Genomic DNA, 13,996 nt, shown 5'->3' with positions numbered 1-13,996 from the left:
GTCCATTCACCGTGCCCAAGATTCTCATCGTCGGTGGCGGCTATGCGGGGTTCTACACAGCGTGGAAGCTCGAGAAGTGGCTGCGCGCGGGCGAGGCCGAGGTCACGATCGTCGACCCGCTCCCGTACATGACGTACCAGCCGTTCCTCCCCGAGGTCGCGGCGGGCTCGATCGAGCCCCGCCACGCGGTCGTCTCGCAGCGCCGCCACCTGAAGAAGACCAACGTCGTCACGGCCAAGGTCACCCGCATCGACCACGCGTCGAAGACGGCCACCATCACGCCCGAGCTGGGTGAGCCGTGGGAGTTCGAGTACGACGTCGTCGTCGTCACGGGCGGCGCCGTGTCGCGCACCTTCCCGATCCCCGGCATCGCCGAGAACGCGATCGGGCTGAAGGCCATCGAGGAGGCCGTGGCGATCCGCGACCGCGTGCTCAGCAACTTCGACAAGGCGGCGAACCTCCCGCCCGGCCCCGAGCGCGAGCGCCTGCTCACGTTCGTCGTCGTCGGCGGCGGCTTCGCGGGCATCGAGGTGTTCGCCGAGCTCCGCTCGTTCGCCAGCGCGCTGCTCGAGTACTACCCGCAGCTCACGTTCGACGAGACGCACTTCCACCTCATCGAGGCCATGGGCCGCATCATGCCCGAGGTGTCGCTCGAGACCAGCCACTGGGTCATCAAGCACCTCGCGCAGCGCGGCGCCGAGATCCACCTCGACACGCAGCTCACGAGCGCGGTCGACGGCAAGATCGAGCTCTCGACGGGCGAGACCTTCGAGTCCGACCTCATCGTCTGGACCGCGGGCGTCATGGCCAACCCGGCGATCGTGCGCTCGAGCGACCTGCCCGTCGAGGAGCGCGGCCGCGTCATGACGCGCGCCGACCTCCGCGTCGGCGACGAAGACGACTTCGTGCCCGACGCCTGGGCGGCCGGCGACATCGCCGCCGTGCCCGACCTGTCGGGCGGCGGCGTGGGCGGCTACTGCGTTCCGAACGCGCAGCACGCCGTGCGCCAGGGCAAGCTCCTCGCGAAGAACATCGTCGCGGTGCTCCGCGGTGAGGAGCCGAAGGAGTACTTCCACAAGAACCTCGGCGCGGTCGCCGGGCTCGGCATCGGCTCGGGCGTGTTCCAGTCGGGCAAGCTCGCGCTCAAGGGCCTCATCGCGTGGTTCGCGCACCGCGGCTACCACGGCCTCGCCATGCCCAGCTGGGAGCGCAAGTTCCGCGTGTTCTGGGGCTGGTGGAACAACTTCTGGCTCGGCCGCGACATCGTGTCGCTCTCGGCGCTGCAGCAGCCGCGTGCCCAGTTCGAGTTGTTCGCCGCGCGCCCGAAGCCGCCGGCCGCCGCCGCGCCCGCACCGGCTCCCGCCGTGGCATCCGGCAAGGCGGCACCGAAGGCCGTGAAGGCCCCGGCCGAGGCCAAGCCGGCGAAGGCCGACGCGAAGGCCGAGCCGGTCGCCGCCAAGTGATCGCGGCCTCCGCGAAGTAGTGTTGACGCGGCGTCGCCCTTCGGGGCGGCGCCGCGCTCCCGTAGCCCAACTGGCAGAGGCAGGCGACTTAAACTCGCCGAAGTCTGGGTTCGAATCCCAGCGGGAGCACCGTTCTCGGTGCCGTGAGATCCGCGGAATCACGCGGAAGCCGGGCTCCTCAGGCCTCGGTCGATTGGGCTAGTGGCAACACCTTGGCAACAACTGCGGCCGAGCGTGCGTCATCGAGGGCGGTCGAGACAGCCTCGAGGTCGTCGTCGAAGAGGTGCGCGTAGACGTCGAGCGTCATGGCAGCGGACGCGTGGCCGAGCATCCGCTGGACCGCTTTGACGTTCGCGCCGGCGCTGATCGCCAAGCTGGCGGCCGTGTGCCGGAGATCGTGGGGCGTGACCTTCGGGAAGTCGGGTTCGGCCCCTGCGCCCGTCTGACGGCTGCCACGAACCATCCTCGCGATGAGTGGGGGATCACCATGTGCGAGACGCCGTCGCCGAAGAGGATGCCCTCGCGGGCCTTGCCCTCGCAGAGGCGAGCAAGCGGCTCGGCCAGGAATGGCGGATACGGGACCGACCGCGTCGCATGCGTCTTCGGCGTGCCCAGGTGGATCTTGCCGTTGACCTTCACCGCGTTCTCCTCGACCCGGACACGACGTCGTAGAGCGTCGAGATGCTTCACACGGAGCCCGGTCGCCTCACCCCACCGGAGGCCGGTATACGCGAGGAAGTGCACGAGGGTGGGATGTGCAGACGATTCCGCGAGGATCTCGACCTGCGTGTGGGTCAAGTAGACCTTGGCCTTGCCCTTCTTGCGGGGGAGCGTGAGGTCGCGGGCCGGATTCGAGGCGATACGCCGATCCCTGACGGCGACGTCGAGGATGCCGGCGAGGATCCCGTAGGCCCGCAGCGTGCTCGTTGCACTCATCCGCTTCCCGAGGTCGGAGACCCACGTCTGCACCTCGCTGTGGCGGATCCCACCGATCTCGCGTAATCCCCAGATCGGTCGGACGTGCAGCCGCCAGGAGGACTCGAGTGGGGCGAACGCCGATGGCTTCAGCAGTTGCTCCTGCGCGGCGAGCCAGGCGTCGCCCAGTCCATCGACTCGAGCGCGGGCCGACGATGCGTCGATGAACTCGCCGCGAGCCTTCGATACCTCGACCTCGGCAAGGTAGAGGTCGGCGTCGCGCTTTGTTCTGAAACCCCGCTTCTGGCCTTGGCTGTGGTCGGGCTTGCGGTAGAGCACCCGGTAGCGCCGGCCATCTGAGGTCGAATACGCGAGCACGCTACCCACGAGCGTCGCCCTCCCGAATCGAATGTGCGACATCGTTGTTGAGTTCCACGCAGTCAGGCTAGCGAGGACCATCGACAGAGTCCGTCGCCGATTTCCTCATAGCCGACGCCCTGTGGATAACGGCGCCGGCGTCCTTGTTCAGGGGTACGGTGAACGACCCCCTGAGGGGTACGGTGAGCGTCCCCCTTAGGGGTACGGTTAGCGACCCTCCAGGGGTACGGTCAGCGTCCCCCTTAAAGAAGCAGGAAGGAACAGGAAGAACAGCAAAGAAGCAGTACGCGCGAGAAGATGATCTGGTCCTGTGGACAGGACGCTGCGCCTGACTACATTTTGCGCTGCCCGAGAGCGGAGGCGAGGCCTTGCATCTGCGATTGATGAACGACTACACCGTGAGTTGGCCGCTTTGGGCGCCGGATGGCCTTTTCGATGACGGTGAGCCCCAGGTTCCTGCGTCACTGGCGAATGCGTTGCGGGATTGGGCCGCCGTCTTCAACGAGAACTACGACTACTTGCGCGGCTGGCCTACGAGCATCATCGCCATCGAGCATCAGCGGGAGGGCCAACGCCTGCATCACGAGCTCCAACGAGCGCGTCCCGGCGACACGATCACGTTGGAGTACTGGGAGACTGCGCATTCCGAGGATCCTTAGCAAATAACCAGCGGATTCCTCTGCGCGACAGCCGACGAGGAGCGATTCGTTCGCCCGTTTGCTTGGCTGTTCATCCCGCGCGAATAGGCGAACGAACGCGATTGGCCGTTCTTTCCCTGTCCTGCCGCCCCTGCCGCACTGCGCGCGCTTCCCAACCTCCCCCACTCATCCTTCGTTCTTCCTAGGGGAGGTTGGGAAGTAAAGCAGGGGCGGCAGGACAGGGAAAGCACCACAAGAGGAGCGGGATCGCGGGGACTTGACGCAGGTGAGTTGACCTCCGGTGAAACGAAGGTGCGTGCTAAAGCTGGGCTGCTTGTGGATGACGGACTGCACCTAGGCTCCGTTGGTGGCCTGGGCCGAGTTCAAGCGTCAGAGTTTCGATGCTGTGGTGCAATTGTGTGAAATTGGAAGGATTCCCGTGTCAATGCCAAACAGCAGGCCGCCCCTGCAGTCGATCCCCATCTCGTTCGTGGTGACCGTGGTTTTCATGGTGCTGCTGTGGATCGCGGTGCCGCTTGCATGGCTGACTTGGGTGCTCGTGATCCCCTGGCAGTCTGGCCCACATGTCACGCTCCGCAACTGCATGCAGTGGTTTGTGGTGAACCTCATGGCGTTCGTGCAGCGGGGTCTACTCGGTTGGCTAGTCCGTGAACCGAGTGTGGACTTCGCTCCTTGGCACCAGATGGGTCGCCTGGCACCCTAAACGCCCGTCAACAGGGGCGACGGATCGCATCTATCGCCGGAACCCAGTCGGTTACTGTCGTGCCAACCAGTAGCACACGGTGCTGACGCCGCGTCAAGGCTTGCGAAGGTGTCCAATAGTGGCTGCGATCACGAAGAGCAGCGCGCACCCGAAGAGGACGTAAGCAAGCCAGGGACTCTCGGGGTCGGTCGATAGCAGAATGAACCCGACCGCGATGAGCGGAACAGTTCCGAACGCGACCAACATGAGCGTACGTCGAAGGCGACCGCCCTTCGAGCTGGTTCCATCGGACATGAACCCAGTATGCAGGGCGATCGCATGAGTCGGGATTTGAGATGCGAGGCCGGTCCGCGTGGCAACGAAATGGCAACATTCGGTGTGAGCGTGACGCGACGAGACGATCCGCGGAGCGCTCATGTGAGGCTAGATAACGCGGATCCCGTTCGACTCAGGGACTTCGTTGAGCGCGGGTTCGGGTTCGAATCCCAGCGGGAGCACCTGCTCCTACCCCTCAACTCCCTCGGAATTCCGCGGAAGTTCGGGGGTCGGCAGCGAGGTGACCGGGGCATTTCCCCACAATTTCCACACAACCTGCGCGCGGTGCTCCTCGAGCCGGTCGGCGACGACGTCGAGGTCGTCGTCGAAGAGGTCGGCGTACGTGTCGACGGTCATCGCCGCGCTCGCGTGGGAGAACGAATTCGGCGGGCGACCGCCGGACACGCCTGCCGTGAATCAGCCGGCGCCGATGAGCTCCTCGAGCCGTTCGATCGGGTCGTAGAGCCCCGCGTCGAGGATCCAGGTCTGCAACTGCTTGTCGAAGCCGGTGATCACCGCGATGCCGACGAGCACGAAGAGCACGCCGATGGTGCGTCGGAACCACCCGTCGGGGTCGGCGAGCCACCCGAGCCGTCGCACGAGCCCACGTCCGAGGAGCGCGATGAGCAGCAGCATCCCGGCGAGCCCGGCCGCATAGACGACGATGTAGAGCAGGCCCTCGGCGAACGACACGGGCAGCACCGCCGCGACGATCAACGCATACGTGGGGCTGCAGCTGGAGAACACCGGGCCGAGGGCGGCGCCGGTCAGGATGTCGCCGGCGACGCTCTGCCGCGAGACCGAGCGGTCGAGCATCGCGCCGCTGCGAGCCTGGAGGCGGAGCGCGGCCGAGAGCCGGTCCCACAGTGCGGGGAACAGCAGGTTGACGCCGAGCAGGATGACGATCCCTCCGGCGATCAGCTGCCACACCTGCGGCGGGATCCCGAGCAGCGCCGTGGTCGCCTTCAGCAGCAGGGTGAACACGACGACGCTCACCGCCAGGGATGCCGCGATCACGTACGGTCGCCAGCGAGCACGGCGTTCGTCGGCTCCGCGCACGATGGCGCCGCCGACGACGACCGGCAGCAATGGGAGCACGCAGGGCGCCGCGACGGTGAGGACGCCGGCGGCGAAGCTGAGCAGGAGGGACGCCGTCATCGGGTGGGGTCCGGGTCAGGGGATCGCCGCGACGAGCGACGCCACCGACGGATCGTCGTAGAGCACGCTGCTCGAGACGAGCTCGCCGCGGTCGTCGACGAACACGACCGTGGTCTGCAGGGTCACACCGTACTTCTGGCGCAGGTCGGTGCGGCTGTCGTAGTCGACCTTGAACACGGTGAGCCCGTCGGGAGCGCCCTGGGCGCGGAGCTCCTCGTCGAGCGTGCGGCACTGCGGGCACCAGCTCGCGTGGAAGAAGAGCACCTTCTGGCCGGCCGTCGCCTCGATCGCACCATCGGTGTAGTCGACGTAGGCGCCCGGTGCCGGAGCGGCGGGAGCCTCGGGGATCGCCTCGTCGGTGGCGGGAGCGGTCGTGGCATCCGCGGTCCGCGTCGGTGTGGGCGTGCGCACGTCGGCCGTGCCCGTGCTCGTGCCGGCGGCGTCGGTCGTCGGGCCGGCGCAGCCGGTGAGCACAAGCGCGCCGATGAGCACCGTGAGGACGCCCGTGGTTCGTGGGTTCATCGTGGGCCATCCTGCAAGCGGGCCGGGGCGCCCGTTCATCAGCCACGCTAGCCCGCGCCGAGCCTGCACACCGTCACGCGGGTGGAGACGTCATGGGATCGTAAGGATCTCCGGCGGCTGGCATCGACCGGCGGCGGCAGGGTGGACCTCGATGCCGGGCTCGCCGAGTTCGCGGCCGCCGGGTCGGTCGGCCCAGCTCGGCGACCCTCGTTTCAGGCGCTCACGGCGTCTCGGGGGAGGAGCAGGTCGAAGCGGCATCCGCCCGGCACGTTGCGCACCGCGACCTCGCCACGATGGGCGCTCATGATGCCCTTCACGATCGCGAGTCCGAGTCCCGCCCCGCTCGATGGTGCGGAATCGAGCGACGGGGTGCGCGCCTTGGATCCGCGCCAGGCGGGCTCGAACACCCGGTCGAGGTCGGCGTCGTCGATGCCGCCGCCCGCGTCGATGACCGACACCATCGCGCGGTCGTCGGCGAGGTCGACCGCAACCGTGATCGGCGAGCCCTCGGGGGTGTGCTGGATCGCGTTCATGAGCAGGTTGCCGATCGCGCGGGACAGCTCGCGCGGATCCGCCATGACGACGAGATCCTGGGCGAGTAGCGCATCCACGCGGATGTCGCGCCCGCGCGACGCCGGCCGCAGGTCGGCGACCGTGTCGCTCACGATGTCCGGCAGCGACACCTCCTTGAGGGAGAGGTGCAGCGCGTCGGAGTCGATCCTGGACAGCTCGAAGAGGTCGTCGACCATGCTCGAGAGCTGGTCGACCTGGATCCGCATCTGCCGGTGGTAGCGCGCGGGGTCGGGCGCGATGCCGTCCTCGAGGGATTCGGCCATCGCACGGATGCCGGCGAGCGGTGTGCGCAGGTCGTGCGAGATCCAGGCGACGAGCTCGCGTCGGGACGCCTCGATGCGGCGTTCGCGTTCTCGGGACTCCGCGAGCCTGGCGCTCGTGGCCACGAGTTCGTCGGCCAGCGCGTTCAGCTCGCTGTTGGTGGAGCGGCCGGCGGATTCGATCCGCTCGCCGGCGCCGATCCGTCGCGCCACGTCCGAGAGGGCGCGTGAGTTCCGCGCGACGACCCAGCCGAGCCCGGCGACGAGCGCGAGCGAGACGACGCCGGAGATCGCCGCGACGGCGACCGCGACGGTCAGGTCGTGCTCCGACAGATACATCTCGTTGGCGACGCCCACCATGCTCGTGACCACTGAGGCGATCGCGGCGAGCACGACCACGCAGACCTGCACGACGAGCGAGGCGCGCCGCAGCAGGACGAGTGCGAGGACGCCGAGGCCGCCGATGACGGCCGACGTGACGACCGCGATCGTGGCGACGGCGAGGAGATCAGGCCATGGCATCGGTGGCACCGCCCATCGTGAATCGGTAGCCGACGCCCCAGACCGTCGTCAGCATCGTCGGGGAGCGCGGATCGCGCTCGATCTTCTCGCGGAGGCGCCGTACGTGCACCGTGACGGTCGAGAGGTCGCCGTAGGTCCAGCCCCACACCTTCTGCAGCAGGTCCTCGCGGCTGAAGACCTGGTTCGGATGCTTCAGCAGGAACTCGAACAGGTCGAACTCGCGCACCGTGAGAGCGAGTTCCTCGCCCGCCCGAGTCGCGATGCGCGCCGAAGGGTCGAGCCGGAACTCACCATACTCGAGCGGAGACTCGGGGGTGAACTCGTCGAGCGAACGACGGAGCACCGACTGCACGCGCAGCACGAGCTCGCGCGGCGAGAACGGCTTCGCGAGGTAGTCGTCGGCGCCGGCCTCGAGTCCCGCGATGCGATCCTCCTCGGATCCGAGCGCCGTGAGCATGATCACCGGGGTGGAGGTCCGCTCGCGCAGCCGCCGGAACACCTCGATCCCGTCGATCCCCGGCAGCATGCGGTCGAGCACGATGAGGTCGGGATCGATCCGCTCGGCGGCGTCGAGGGCCGAGAACCCGTCGCCCGCCTCATCGACCACGAAGCCCGAGGCGCGCAGGTAGCTCGACGCGACCTCCGCGACCGTGGGGTCGTCGTCGACGAGCAGGACCCGTCGGCCCACGAGATCCTCGTTGCCGACCGGAGTCGGGAGCGCGGTGGACACGCTCTCAGGGTACGTCCGGTGTCCGCCGACCGCTCGCGGCGGGGGCATCCGTCCGCGTTCCGTAAGACTTGGCCGCCGACCACAACCTGCGAAGATCACCCCGGCACGGGAGCGGAACGCCACTCGCTCCGACACAGCGGAATCACGTAAGGGAACCGTAAGAGTGCGCCGTGGAGATCGCCTTGTGGCTGAGTTTCACTGCTGGAAGGCCGCCGGAATCGGCGGCGAAGGAGATGAGCAGAAATGGAATCCACTCGAATCAGACCGGCGATCGGCGCCGTCATCGTCGCTCTGTTCGGCGTCGGCACCGTGCTCCTCGGAGCGTCGGCGGCGCAGGCCGCAGGCGTCAGCGGCCCCGGCTTCTACGTCGACGGTGTGCAGTACCGCACCGTGGGAACGCCGACGGACCTCACCGGTACGGGCGCGCCCGCGAGCTCGTACCAGCCGATCTATGCGTTCCCCGAGGGCACACAGGTCAATGTCGCCACGGCGGCGCCCGGCGACCCGGGCTACCGCGGTGGGCGGTGGCAGGTGCACCCGGTGAGCCTGCCGAACGGCTACGACGCGGCGCTCACCTCGGGTGACCTCGACCACGACGGCGTGCTCGACTCCGATGAGGAGGTCTGGGCGGCGGCGACCGCCGGCGATCTCGTCATCGGCGATGCCGCGGCATCCTTCGAGTGCCCCGTGATCCCCGTGCCGGCGTCGCATTGACGACACCCACGCTGACGGCGCCCGACATGCGGAGGGCGCCGTCAGCGCGGGCGTCGCCGAACTCTCACTTGAGCGACGCTTGAGTTAGTGACTAACATTAGGGAATGGCTTCGCGGTACGAGCGCACGCACGCAGCGCTCCAGGCCGCAGCGCTGCGGTTGATGTCGCAGCGCGGCTTCGACGACGTGACCGTCGCAGAGGTCGCCGCCGCGGCGGGGGTGACGGAGATGACGGCCTTCCGGCACTTCGCCGTGAAGGAGGACCTCATCGTCGGTGATCCGTACGACCCGTTGATCGCGGGTGCGATCGCGGAGCAGCCGGCCGAACTCCCGGCCCTCACGCGAGCCGCGCGCGGGCTCGCGGCGGCGTGGGATTCGCTCGACGAGCCCGACATGACCGAGACCCGGCTGCGCGTGCGGCTCGCGGCGGCGACCCCTCGACTCAAGGCCCGGACCGCGGTGGCCAACGAGGTCACCGAGCGGGCGGTGGCGGATGCCCTCGTCGAGGCCGGCACCGACCCGACCGTGGCGCGCATCGCCGCCGCCGCATGCCTGGCCGCGATCACGGCTGCGCTCTTCGGCTGGGGTCTTGATGAGTCGGCCGGGCCGCTCGGTGCTCGCGTGCGACTCGCGCTCGGCGTCCTCGAGGGGGCATCGTGAGCGGTCCGCAGGCACTGGCACTGCGTGGCGTGTCGAAGCGGTTCGGTACCATCCGGGCGGTCGACGGCGTGCACCTCGACGTGGCGCCGGGGGAGATCCACGCGATCGTCGGACTCAACGGTGCGGGCAAGTCGACGCTGATGCGGATCGCGCTCGGCATGCAGTCGCCCGACACGGGCGAGGTCGAGGTCCTCGGCGACCCGTTGCGACATGGCGAGTGCAACGCCTGGGCGCGAGTGGGCCATCTCGTGGAGGCGCCGGTTCCGTACGCTGAGCTCACGGCACGGGAGAACGTGCTCGTCATCGCGCGGCTGCGCGGCCTCGGCCGCGCTGATGCAGCGGTCGCGTCGTCCGACGCGATCTCGTCGCTTCGTCTCGACGCCTGGGCGGATCGTCGAACTCACACGCTCTCGTCGGGCAACCGGCAGCGGGTCGCACTCGCCGGCGCGTTGCTCGGCGATCCCGACCTGCTCGTGCTCGATGAGCCGGCGAACACGCTCGACCCGTCGGGCATGGTGCTCGTGCGGTCGATGCTGCAGGATGCCGCGGCGCGCGGCTGCGGCATCCTCGTGTCGAGCCACCACTTCGATGAGGTGGCTCGGGTGGCCCACCGAATCACCGTGCTGCACGCCGGACGCGTCGTCGGCGCGCTGCAGCCCGGGAGCGTCGACCTCGAGCACGCGTTCTTCGAGCTCGTGCTCGCCGCCGATGAGGCGTCCGATGCCGACGCCGAGGGTGCACCCGAATCCGTCCAGTCCCGCCGCAGCGGCGATGTCAGTCGCGAGGGACGTGGAGCATGAGCGCGGCCCTGTGGATCGCGTGGGTGATGTTCCGCCGAGCGATGGTCGTCCGAGTCAGCGGCGGCATCGCTGCCTTCGGCCCACCGGCGGTCGTACTCCTGCTGCTGCTCGCACCCTCGACCGGAGCAGAGGGGCTGAGTGGTGCGAAGATCGAGGCGTTCGGCGTCGAGCGCACGTGGTCGTCGTTCATCGAGGCATCCGCGCAGATCTCGTCGGTCGCGCTGCCGCTCGCGGGCGGCATCCTCGTGGCGTGGTGGTTCGGCCGCGAACTCGACGACGGCCTTTTCCCGACGCTCTTCGCGAGGGCGGTGCCGCGCCGCTCGATCGCCGCCGCGCGTCTCGTGATGGTGCTCGCATGGGGCGCGATCGTGACGGTGCTCGACCTCGCCGCGACGCTCGGCGCGGGAGCGCTCCTGGGGCTCGAGGGTGCCGCAGGACTCGCACCCGCCGCGTGGACCTTCACGGCCGTCACGCTGCTCACGCTCGCGATCCTGCCCGTCATCGCGCTCGCGACCAGCGCGGCCCGCAGCACGACCGCGGGATTCGGCGTGCTGATCGGCATCGTCGTGGTCACCCAGCTCGGGATCGCGTTCGGCCTGGACGCCTGGATGCCGCCCGCCGTGTCCTCGCTGCTCGCCGGCATCGCCGGCCCGGATGCTGCCGCCGCCGTCGCCTGGCCGCAGGTTCTGCTGCTTCTTGCGCTCGGCACCGCCTGCGGCGTCGGCACGATCGCATGGTGGGCGCGAGCCCGGGTGCGCTGAGATCGCGTTGCGATCCGACCCGAGCTCAGTTGGACGCATGAGTCAGCGACGGCGTGGCGAGGCCGCGTCGACCGGCCAAGGCTGTTCCCGTGCACGTCAGGAGCGCCGGCTCTCGCGAGGAGATGCAGGACCTGCTCGGATTGGGATGGGTGAAGCCGCACGGGCGACTCAGCGGCAGAGTCGCACCGTCTCCCGCTCCACGGCGGTTGCCTTCGCGGCAGGAACACCGTCGGAGACACCCCGGAACGAACGCAGCCGCAGGCTGTTGCTCACGACGAACACCGACGACAACGCCATCGCCGCGCCCGCGACGAGCGGGTTCAGCATGCCGAGCATCGCCACCGGGATCGCCGCCACGTTGTACCCGAATGCCCAGAAGAGGTTCCCCTTGATCGTCGCGAGCGTGCGCCGGGAAAGCCGGATGGCGTCCACGACAGCGATCAGGTCGCTGCGGACCAGGGTGAGGTCGCTCGCCTCGATGGCGACATCCGTGCCGGTGCCCATCGCGATGCCGAGGTCTGCGGTCGCAAGCGCGACCGCGTCGTTCACCCCATCGCCGACCATCGCGACCACGCGGCCGCGGGACTGCAGCTCCGACACGACGCTCGCCTTCTCGGCAGGACGTACCTCGGCGTAGATCTCGTCGATCCCCACCTCTGCCGCCACTGCACGCGCGGCCCGCTGGTTGTCGCCTGTCAACAGGACGGGCGTGAGTCCGAGTCGCTTCATCTCCACGACCGCCTCGGCGGAGGTCGACTTCACGGTGTCGGAGACGGCGACGACTCCGCGAGCCCGGCCGTCCCAGGCGACGGTGACGGCCGTCCGGCCGAGCCCTTCGAGTTCGTGACTCGCCGCGGCGAGGTCTTCCGGCACGGTGATGCCCCAACTGCTCGTCAGCCACGCGGGCCGTCCGACGACCACGAGATGCCCATCGACCACCGCCTGCACGCCGACGCCCCGCTCCGACACGAACGACTCGAGTCGCGGCAGCTCGCCGAGACGCGTGCGTGCCTCGGCGACGATGGCCGCTGCGATCGGATGCTCCGACCCGGCCTCAGCCGCTCCGGCGAGACGCAGCACCTCCGCCTCATCCTCCGGGTCTGCGGCGACCACGTCCGTGAGTGACATCCTGCCCGTGGTCACCGTGCCGGTCTTGTCGAGCAGGATTGTGTCCACTCGTCGGGTCGACTCGAGGATCTGCGGTCCCTTGATGAGGATGCCCAGTTGCGCGCCGCGGCCTGTGCCGACGAGCAGCGCGGTCGGCGTGGCCAAGCCGAGGGCACAGGGGCAGGCGATGATGAGCGTTGCCACTGCCGCCGTGAAGGCCACTTCGGGCCCGGCCCCGATGAGGAGCCACACGACGAGCGTGCCGAGTGCGAGCGCGATGACGATGGGGACGAACACGGCGGATACGCGGTCCGCCAACCGCTGCACCTCTGCCTTGCCGGTCTGCGCCTGCTCGACGAGACGGGCCATGACGGCGAGCTCGGTGTCCGCGCCGACGCGAGTGGCGCGCACCGTCAGTCGCCCTCCCGCGTTCATGGTCGCGCCGATGACATCGTCGCCGGGCCCGACCTCGACGGGAACGGACTCACCGGTGAGCATGCCGGCGTCGACCGCAGAACTGCCTTCGACGACGATGCCGTCGGTGGCGATCTTCTCCCCGGGGCGGACGACGAACAGGTCGCCGACGACGAGCGTCGATGCCGGGACGCGTACTTCGGCGCCGTCGCGGATGACGGATGCCTCCTTCGCGCCCATCTCCAGCAGGGCAGTGATCGCTGCGCTCGAACGCGTCTTCGCCCGGGCCTCGAAGTACCTGCCCGCCAGGATGAACACGGTGACGGCGGCGGCGACCTCGAGGTAGATCTCGTCGGTCCCCTGTCCCGGCGCAGTGATCACGGCGAAGCTCATCGTCATGCCGGGCATGCCCGCCATGCCGAAGAACAATGCGTACAGCGACCAGCCGAATGCGGCGAGGACACCGACGCTGATCAGGGTGTCCATCGTGGCGGCGCCGTGGCGAAGGTTGACCCACGCTGCTCGATGGAACGGCCACGCTCCCCACACCGCCACGGGCGCGGCGAGGGTGAGTGCGAGCCACTGCCAGTTCGTGAACTGCAGCATAGGGATCATCGACATCGCCACGACCGGCACGGTGAGCGCCGTCGAGACGATCAGCCGGTGACGCAGCGACGCGACCTCCGCGCTCATTCCATCTCGTTCCCCGGCCTCCGTGTCATCGGATGTCGGGGGCGGAGCGGGCAGCTCGGCGGTGTACCCGGTCGCCTCGATGGTCGCGATCGCATCGTCGACGCTCGTGCCTTCGGGGAGGGCGATGCTCGCCCGCTCGGTGGCGTAGTTGACCGTGGCCTCCACGCCGGGCATCCGATTGAGCTTCTTCTCGATGCGGGCCGCGCACGAGGCGCAGGTCATCCCGCCCACATCGAGGTCGACCTGCCGCGTGCTCATCGAGGCAGGGTCGCGAGCTCGTAGCCGGCCTCGTCGACTGCGGCGGCGACCTCGGCGTCGGCGAGCGCACGAGAACTGCCGACCCTGACGTAAGAGATCCCTCCGGCGACCAGGTCGATGTCCACGTTGCTCACGCCCTCGAGTCGGCCGAGCTCCTCGGTAACGCTGGCGACGCAGTGCGAGCAGGTCATGCCCTCGACGCCGTATACGGTCGTCACGGCCGGGGAATGACCGTGGTCGCTGCCGGAATGCGTGTGCCCGGAGTGGTCATGCGAGTGCTCGTGCGTACCGCTCGACGCGGTGTCGCAGGTGCAGATCTCGTGGTTGCCATTGCTGTCGCACATGCAGGGTTCCCCTTGTCTCAAATACCCCGGACGGGTACCATTCAATAT

Annotated in this window: 15 protein-coding genes, 1 tRNA gene and 1 pseudogene; 8 read left to right on the top strand and 9 right to left on the bottom strand. The window is 68.8% G+C overall.

Annotated elements, in window-relative coordinates; translation table 11 throughout:
- Positions 1–11: 11 nt before the first annotated feature.
- Complete coding sequence (locus ACWEOH_RS19345) at positions 12–1,463, top strand: NAD(P)/FAD-dependent oxidoreductase (protein WP_148734357.1); 1,452 nt, start codon at positions 12–14, stop codon at positions 1,461–1,463.
- 55 nt (positions 1,464–1,518) lie between these two features.
- A tRNA-Leu gene (locus tag ACWEOH_RS19340) sits at positions 1,519–1,592 on the top strand.
- A 49-nt stretch (positions 1,593–1,641) separates the two neighbouring features.
- Here ACWEOH_RS19340 and ACWEOH_RS19335 read toward each other — a convergent pair.
- Together ACWEOH_RS19335 and ACWEOH_RS19330 are read right to left on the bottom strand one after the other, a co-directional pair.
- Positions 1,642–1,770, bottom strand: coding sequence for a hypothetical protein (locus ACWEOH_RS19335; RefSeq protein WP_452033930.1), 129 nt, complete (start codon positions 1,768–1,770; stop codon positions 1,642–1,644).
- Positions 1,771–1,797: 27 nt separating this feature from the next.
- Positions 1,798–1,926: pseudogene (locus tag ACWEOH_RS19330) on the bottom strand (site-specific integrase); the annotation flags it as partial.
- Between the two features lie 1,213 nt (positions 1,927–3,139).
- Here ACWEOH_RS19330 and ACWEOH_RS19325 point away from each other — a divergent pair.
- Positions 3,140–3,415: a hypothetical protein gene (locus tag ACWEOH_RS19325; RefSeq protein ID WP_452033744.1), complete on the top strand. Its 276-nt coding sequence runs from the start codon at positions 3,140–3,142 to the stop codon at positions 3,413–3,415.
- Between the two features lie 346 nt (positions 3,416–3,761).
- Entirely contained in the window at positions 3,762–4,118 is a 357-nt protein-coding gene (locus tag ACWEOH_RS19320) for a hypothetical protein (protein WP_452033742.1), read from the top strand.
- A 504-nt stretch (positions 4,119–4,622) separates the two neighbouring features.
- Here the strand turns inward: ACWEOH_RS19320 and ACWEOH_RS19315 are convergent.
- From ACWEOH_RS19315 to ACWEOH_RS19295, 5 genes are all read right to left on the bottom strand, one after another.
- Entirely contained in the window at positions 4,623–4,790 is a 168-nt protein-coding gene (locus ACWEOH_RS19315; RefSeq protein ID WP_452033740.1) for a hypothetical protein, read from the bottom strand.
- Positions 4,791–4,850: 60 nt separating this feature from the next.
- Positions 4,851–5,591: a cytochrome c biogenesis CcdA family protein gene (locus tag ACWEOH_RS19310; protein ID WP_452033738.1), complete on the bottom strand. Its 741-nt coding sequence runs from the start codon at positions 5,589–5,591 to the stop codon at positions 4,851–4,853.
- Positions 5,592–5,606: 15 nt separating this feature from the next.
- Positions 5,607–6,113: a thioredoxin family protein gene (locus ACWEOH_RS19305; RefSeq protein WP_452033736.1), complete on the bottom strand. Its 507-nt coding sequence runs from the start codon at positions 6,111–6,113 to the stop codon at positions 5,607–5,609.
- A gap of 212 nt (positions 6,114–6,325) precedes the next feature.
- On the bottom strand, positions 6,326–7,468 hold the full coding sequence (locus ACWEOH_RS19300; RefSeq protein ID WP_452033734.1) for a sensor histidine kinase: 1,143 nt from the start codon (positions 7,466–7,468) through the stop codon (positions 6,326–6,328).
- Positions 7,455–8,198 (bottom strand): response regulator, encoded by a 744-nt coding sequence (locus tag ACWEOH_RS19295; RefSeq protein WP_452033732.1) that lies wholly within the window; start codon positions 8,196–8,198, stop codon positions 7,455–7,457. The genes ACWEOH_RS19300 and ACWEOH_RS19295 overlap by 14 nt, the downstream gene beginning before the upstream one ends.
- 243 nt (positions 8,199–8,441) lie before the next feature.
- Here ACWEOH_RS19295 and ACWEOH_RS19290 point away from each other — a divergent pair, with 243 nt between their 5' ends.
- The 4 genes from ACWEOH_RS19290 (at position 8,442) to ACWEOH_RS19275 (ending at position 11,132) form a co-directional block, all read left to right on the top strand.
- The gene (locus tag ACWEOH_RS19290) at positions 8,442–8,912 is read left to right on the top strand and encodes a hypothetical protein (protein ID WP_452033731.1); all 471 of its coding nucleotides are present in this window, start codon (positions 8,442–8,444) and stop codon (positions 8,910–8,912) included.
- A 104-nt stretch (positions 8,913–9,016) separates the two neighbouring features.
- Positions 9,017–9,571 (top strand): TetR family transcriptional regulator, encoded by a 555-nt coding sequence (locus ACWEOH_RS19285; protein WP_452033729.1) that lies wholly within the window; start codon positions 9,017–9,019, stop codon positions 9,569–9,571.
- Positions 9,568–10,371 (top strand): ABC transporter ATP-binding protein, encoded by an 804-nt coding sequence (locus ACWEOH_RS19280; RefSeq protein WP_452033727.1) that lies wholly within the window; start codon positions 9,568–9,570, stop codon positions 10,369–10,371. Before ACWEOH_RS19285 ends, ACWEOH_RS19280 begins: the two co-directional genes overlap by 4 nt.
- Positions 10,368–11,132 carry an ABC transporter permease gene (locus ACWEOH_RS19275; RefSeq protein WP_452033725.1) on the top strand — a complete coding sequence of 255 codons (765 nt, stop codon included), beginning with the start codon at positions 10,368–10,370 and terminating at the stop codon, positions 11,130–11,132. The genes ACWEOH_RS19280 and ACWEOH_RS19275 overlap by 4 nt, the downstream gene beginning before the upstream one ends.
- Before the next feature lie 168 nt (positions 11,133–11,300).
- Here the strand turns inward: ACWEOH_RS19275 and ACWEOH_RS19270 are convergent, their stop codons facing one another.
- Positions 11,301–13,604, bottom strand: coding sequence for a heavy metal translocating P-type ATPase (locus tag ACWEOH_RS19270; protein WP_452033724.1), 2,304 nt, complete (start codon positions 13,602–13,604; stop codon positions 11,301–11,303).
- On the bottom strand, positions 13,601–13,822 hold the full coding sequence (locus tag ACWEOH_RS19265; protein WP_452033722.1) for a heavy-metal-associated domain-containing protein: 222 nt from the start codon (positions 13,820–13,822) through the stop codon (positions 13,601–13,603). The genes ACWEOH_RS19270 and ACWEOH_RS19265 overlap by 4 nt, the downstream gene beginning before the upstream one ends.
- Positions 13,823–13,996 lie beyond the last annotated feature (174 nt).

It is taken from the genome of Agromyces sp. NPDC004153, from assembly GCF_053603635.1.
The sequence above is the reverse complement of the archived record's forward strand: the minus strand, read 5'-3'. Positions and strand labels throughout refer to the sequence as shown.

Excerpts from the sequence above, each read along its gene's own strand:
- ACWEOH_RS19315 (WP_452033740.1), bottom strand. The coding sequence starts at position 4,790 with ATGACCGTCGACACGTACGCCGACCTCTTCGACGACGACCTCGACGTC.
- ACWEOH_RS19285 (WP_452033729.1), top strand. The coding sequence starts at position 9,017 with ATGGCTTCGCGGTACGAGCGCACGCACGCAGCGCTCCAGGCCGCAGCG.
- ACWEOH_RS19300 (WP_452033734.1), bottom strand. The coding sequence starts at position 7,468 with ATGCCATGGCCTGATCTCCTCGCCGTCGCCACGATCGCGGTCGTCACG.
- ACWEOH_RS19290 (WP_452033731.1), top strand. The coding sequence starts at position 8,442 with ATGGAATCCACTCGAATCAGACCGGCGATCGGCGCCGTCATCGTCGCT.
- ACWEOH_RS19275 (WP_452033725.1), top strand. The coding sequence starts at position 10,368 with ATGAGCGCGGCCCTGTGGATCGCGTGGGTGATGTTCCGCCGAGCGATG.
- ACWEOH_RS19310 (WP_452033738.1), bottom strand. The coding sequence starts at position 5,591 with ATGACGGCGTCCCTCCTGCTCAGCTTCGCCGCCGGCGTCCTCACCGTC.
- ACWEOH_RS19325 (WP_452033744.1), top strand. The coding sequence starts at position 3,140 with ATGAACGACTACACCGTGAGTTGGCCGCTTTGGGCGCCGGATGGCCTT.
- ACWEOH_RS19270 (WP_452033724.1), bottom strand. The coding sequence starts at position 13,604 with ATGAGCACGCGGCAGGTCGACCTCGATGTGGGCGGGATGACCTGCGCC.
- ACWEOH_RS19305 (WP_452033736.1), bottom strand. The coding sequence starts at position 6,113 with ATGAACCCACGAACCACGGGCGTCCTCACGGTGCTCATCGGCGCGCTT.
- ACWEOH_RS19335 (WP_452033930.1), bottom strand. The coding sequence starts at position 1,770 with ATGACGCTCGACGTCTACGCGCACCTCTTCGACGACGACCTCGAGGCT.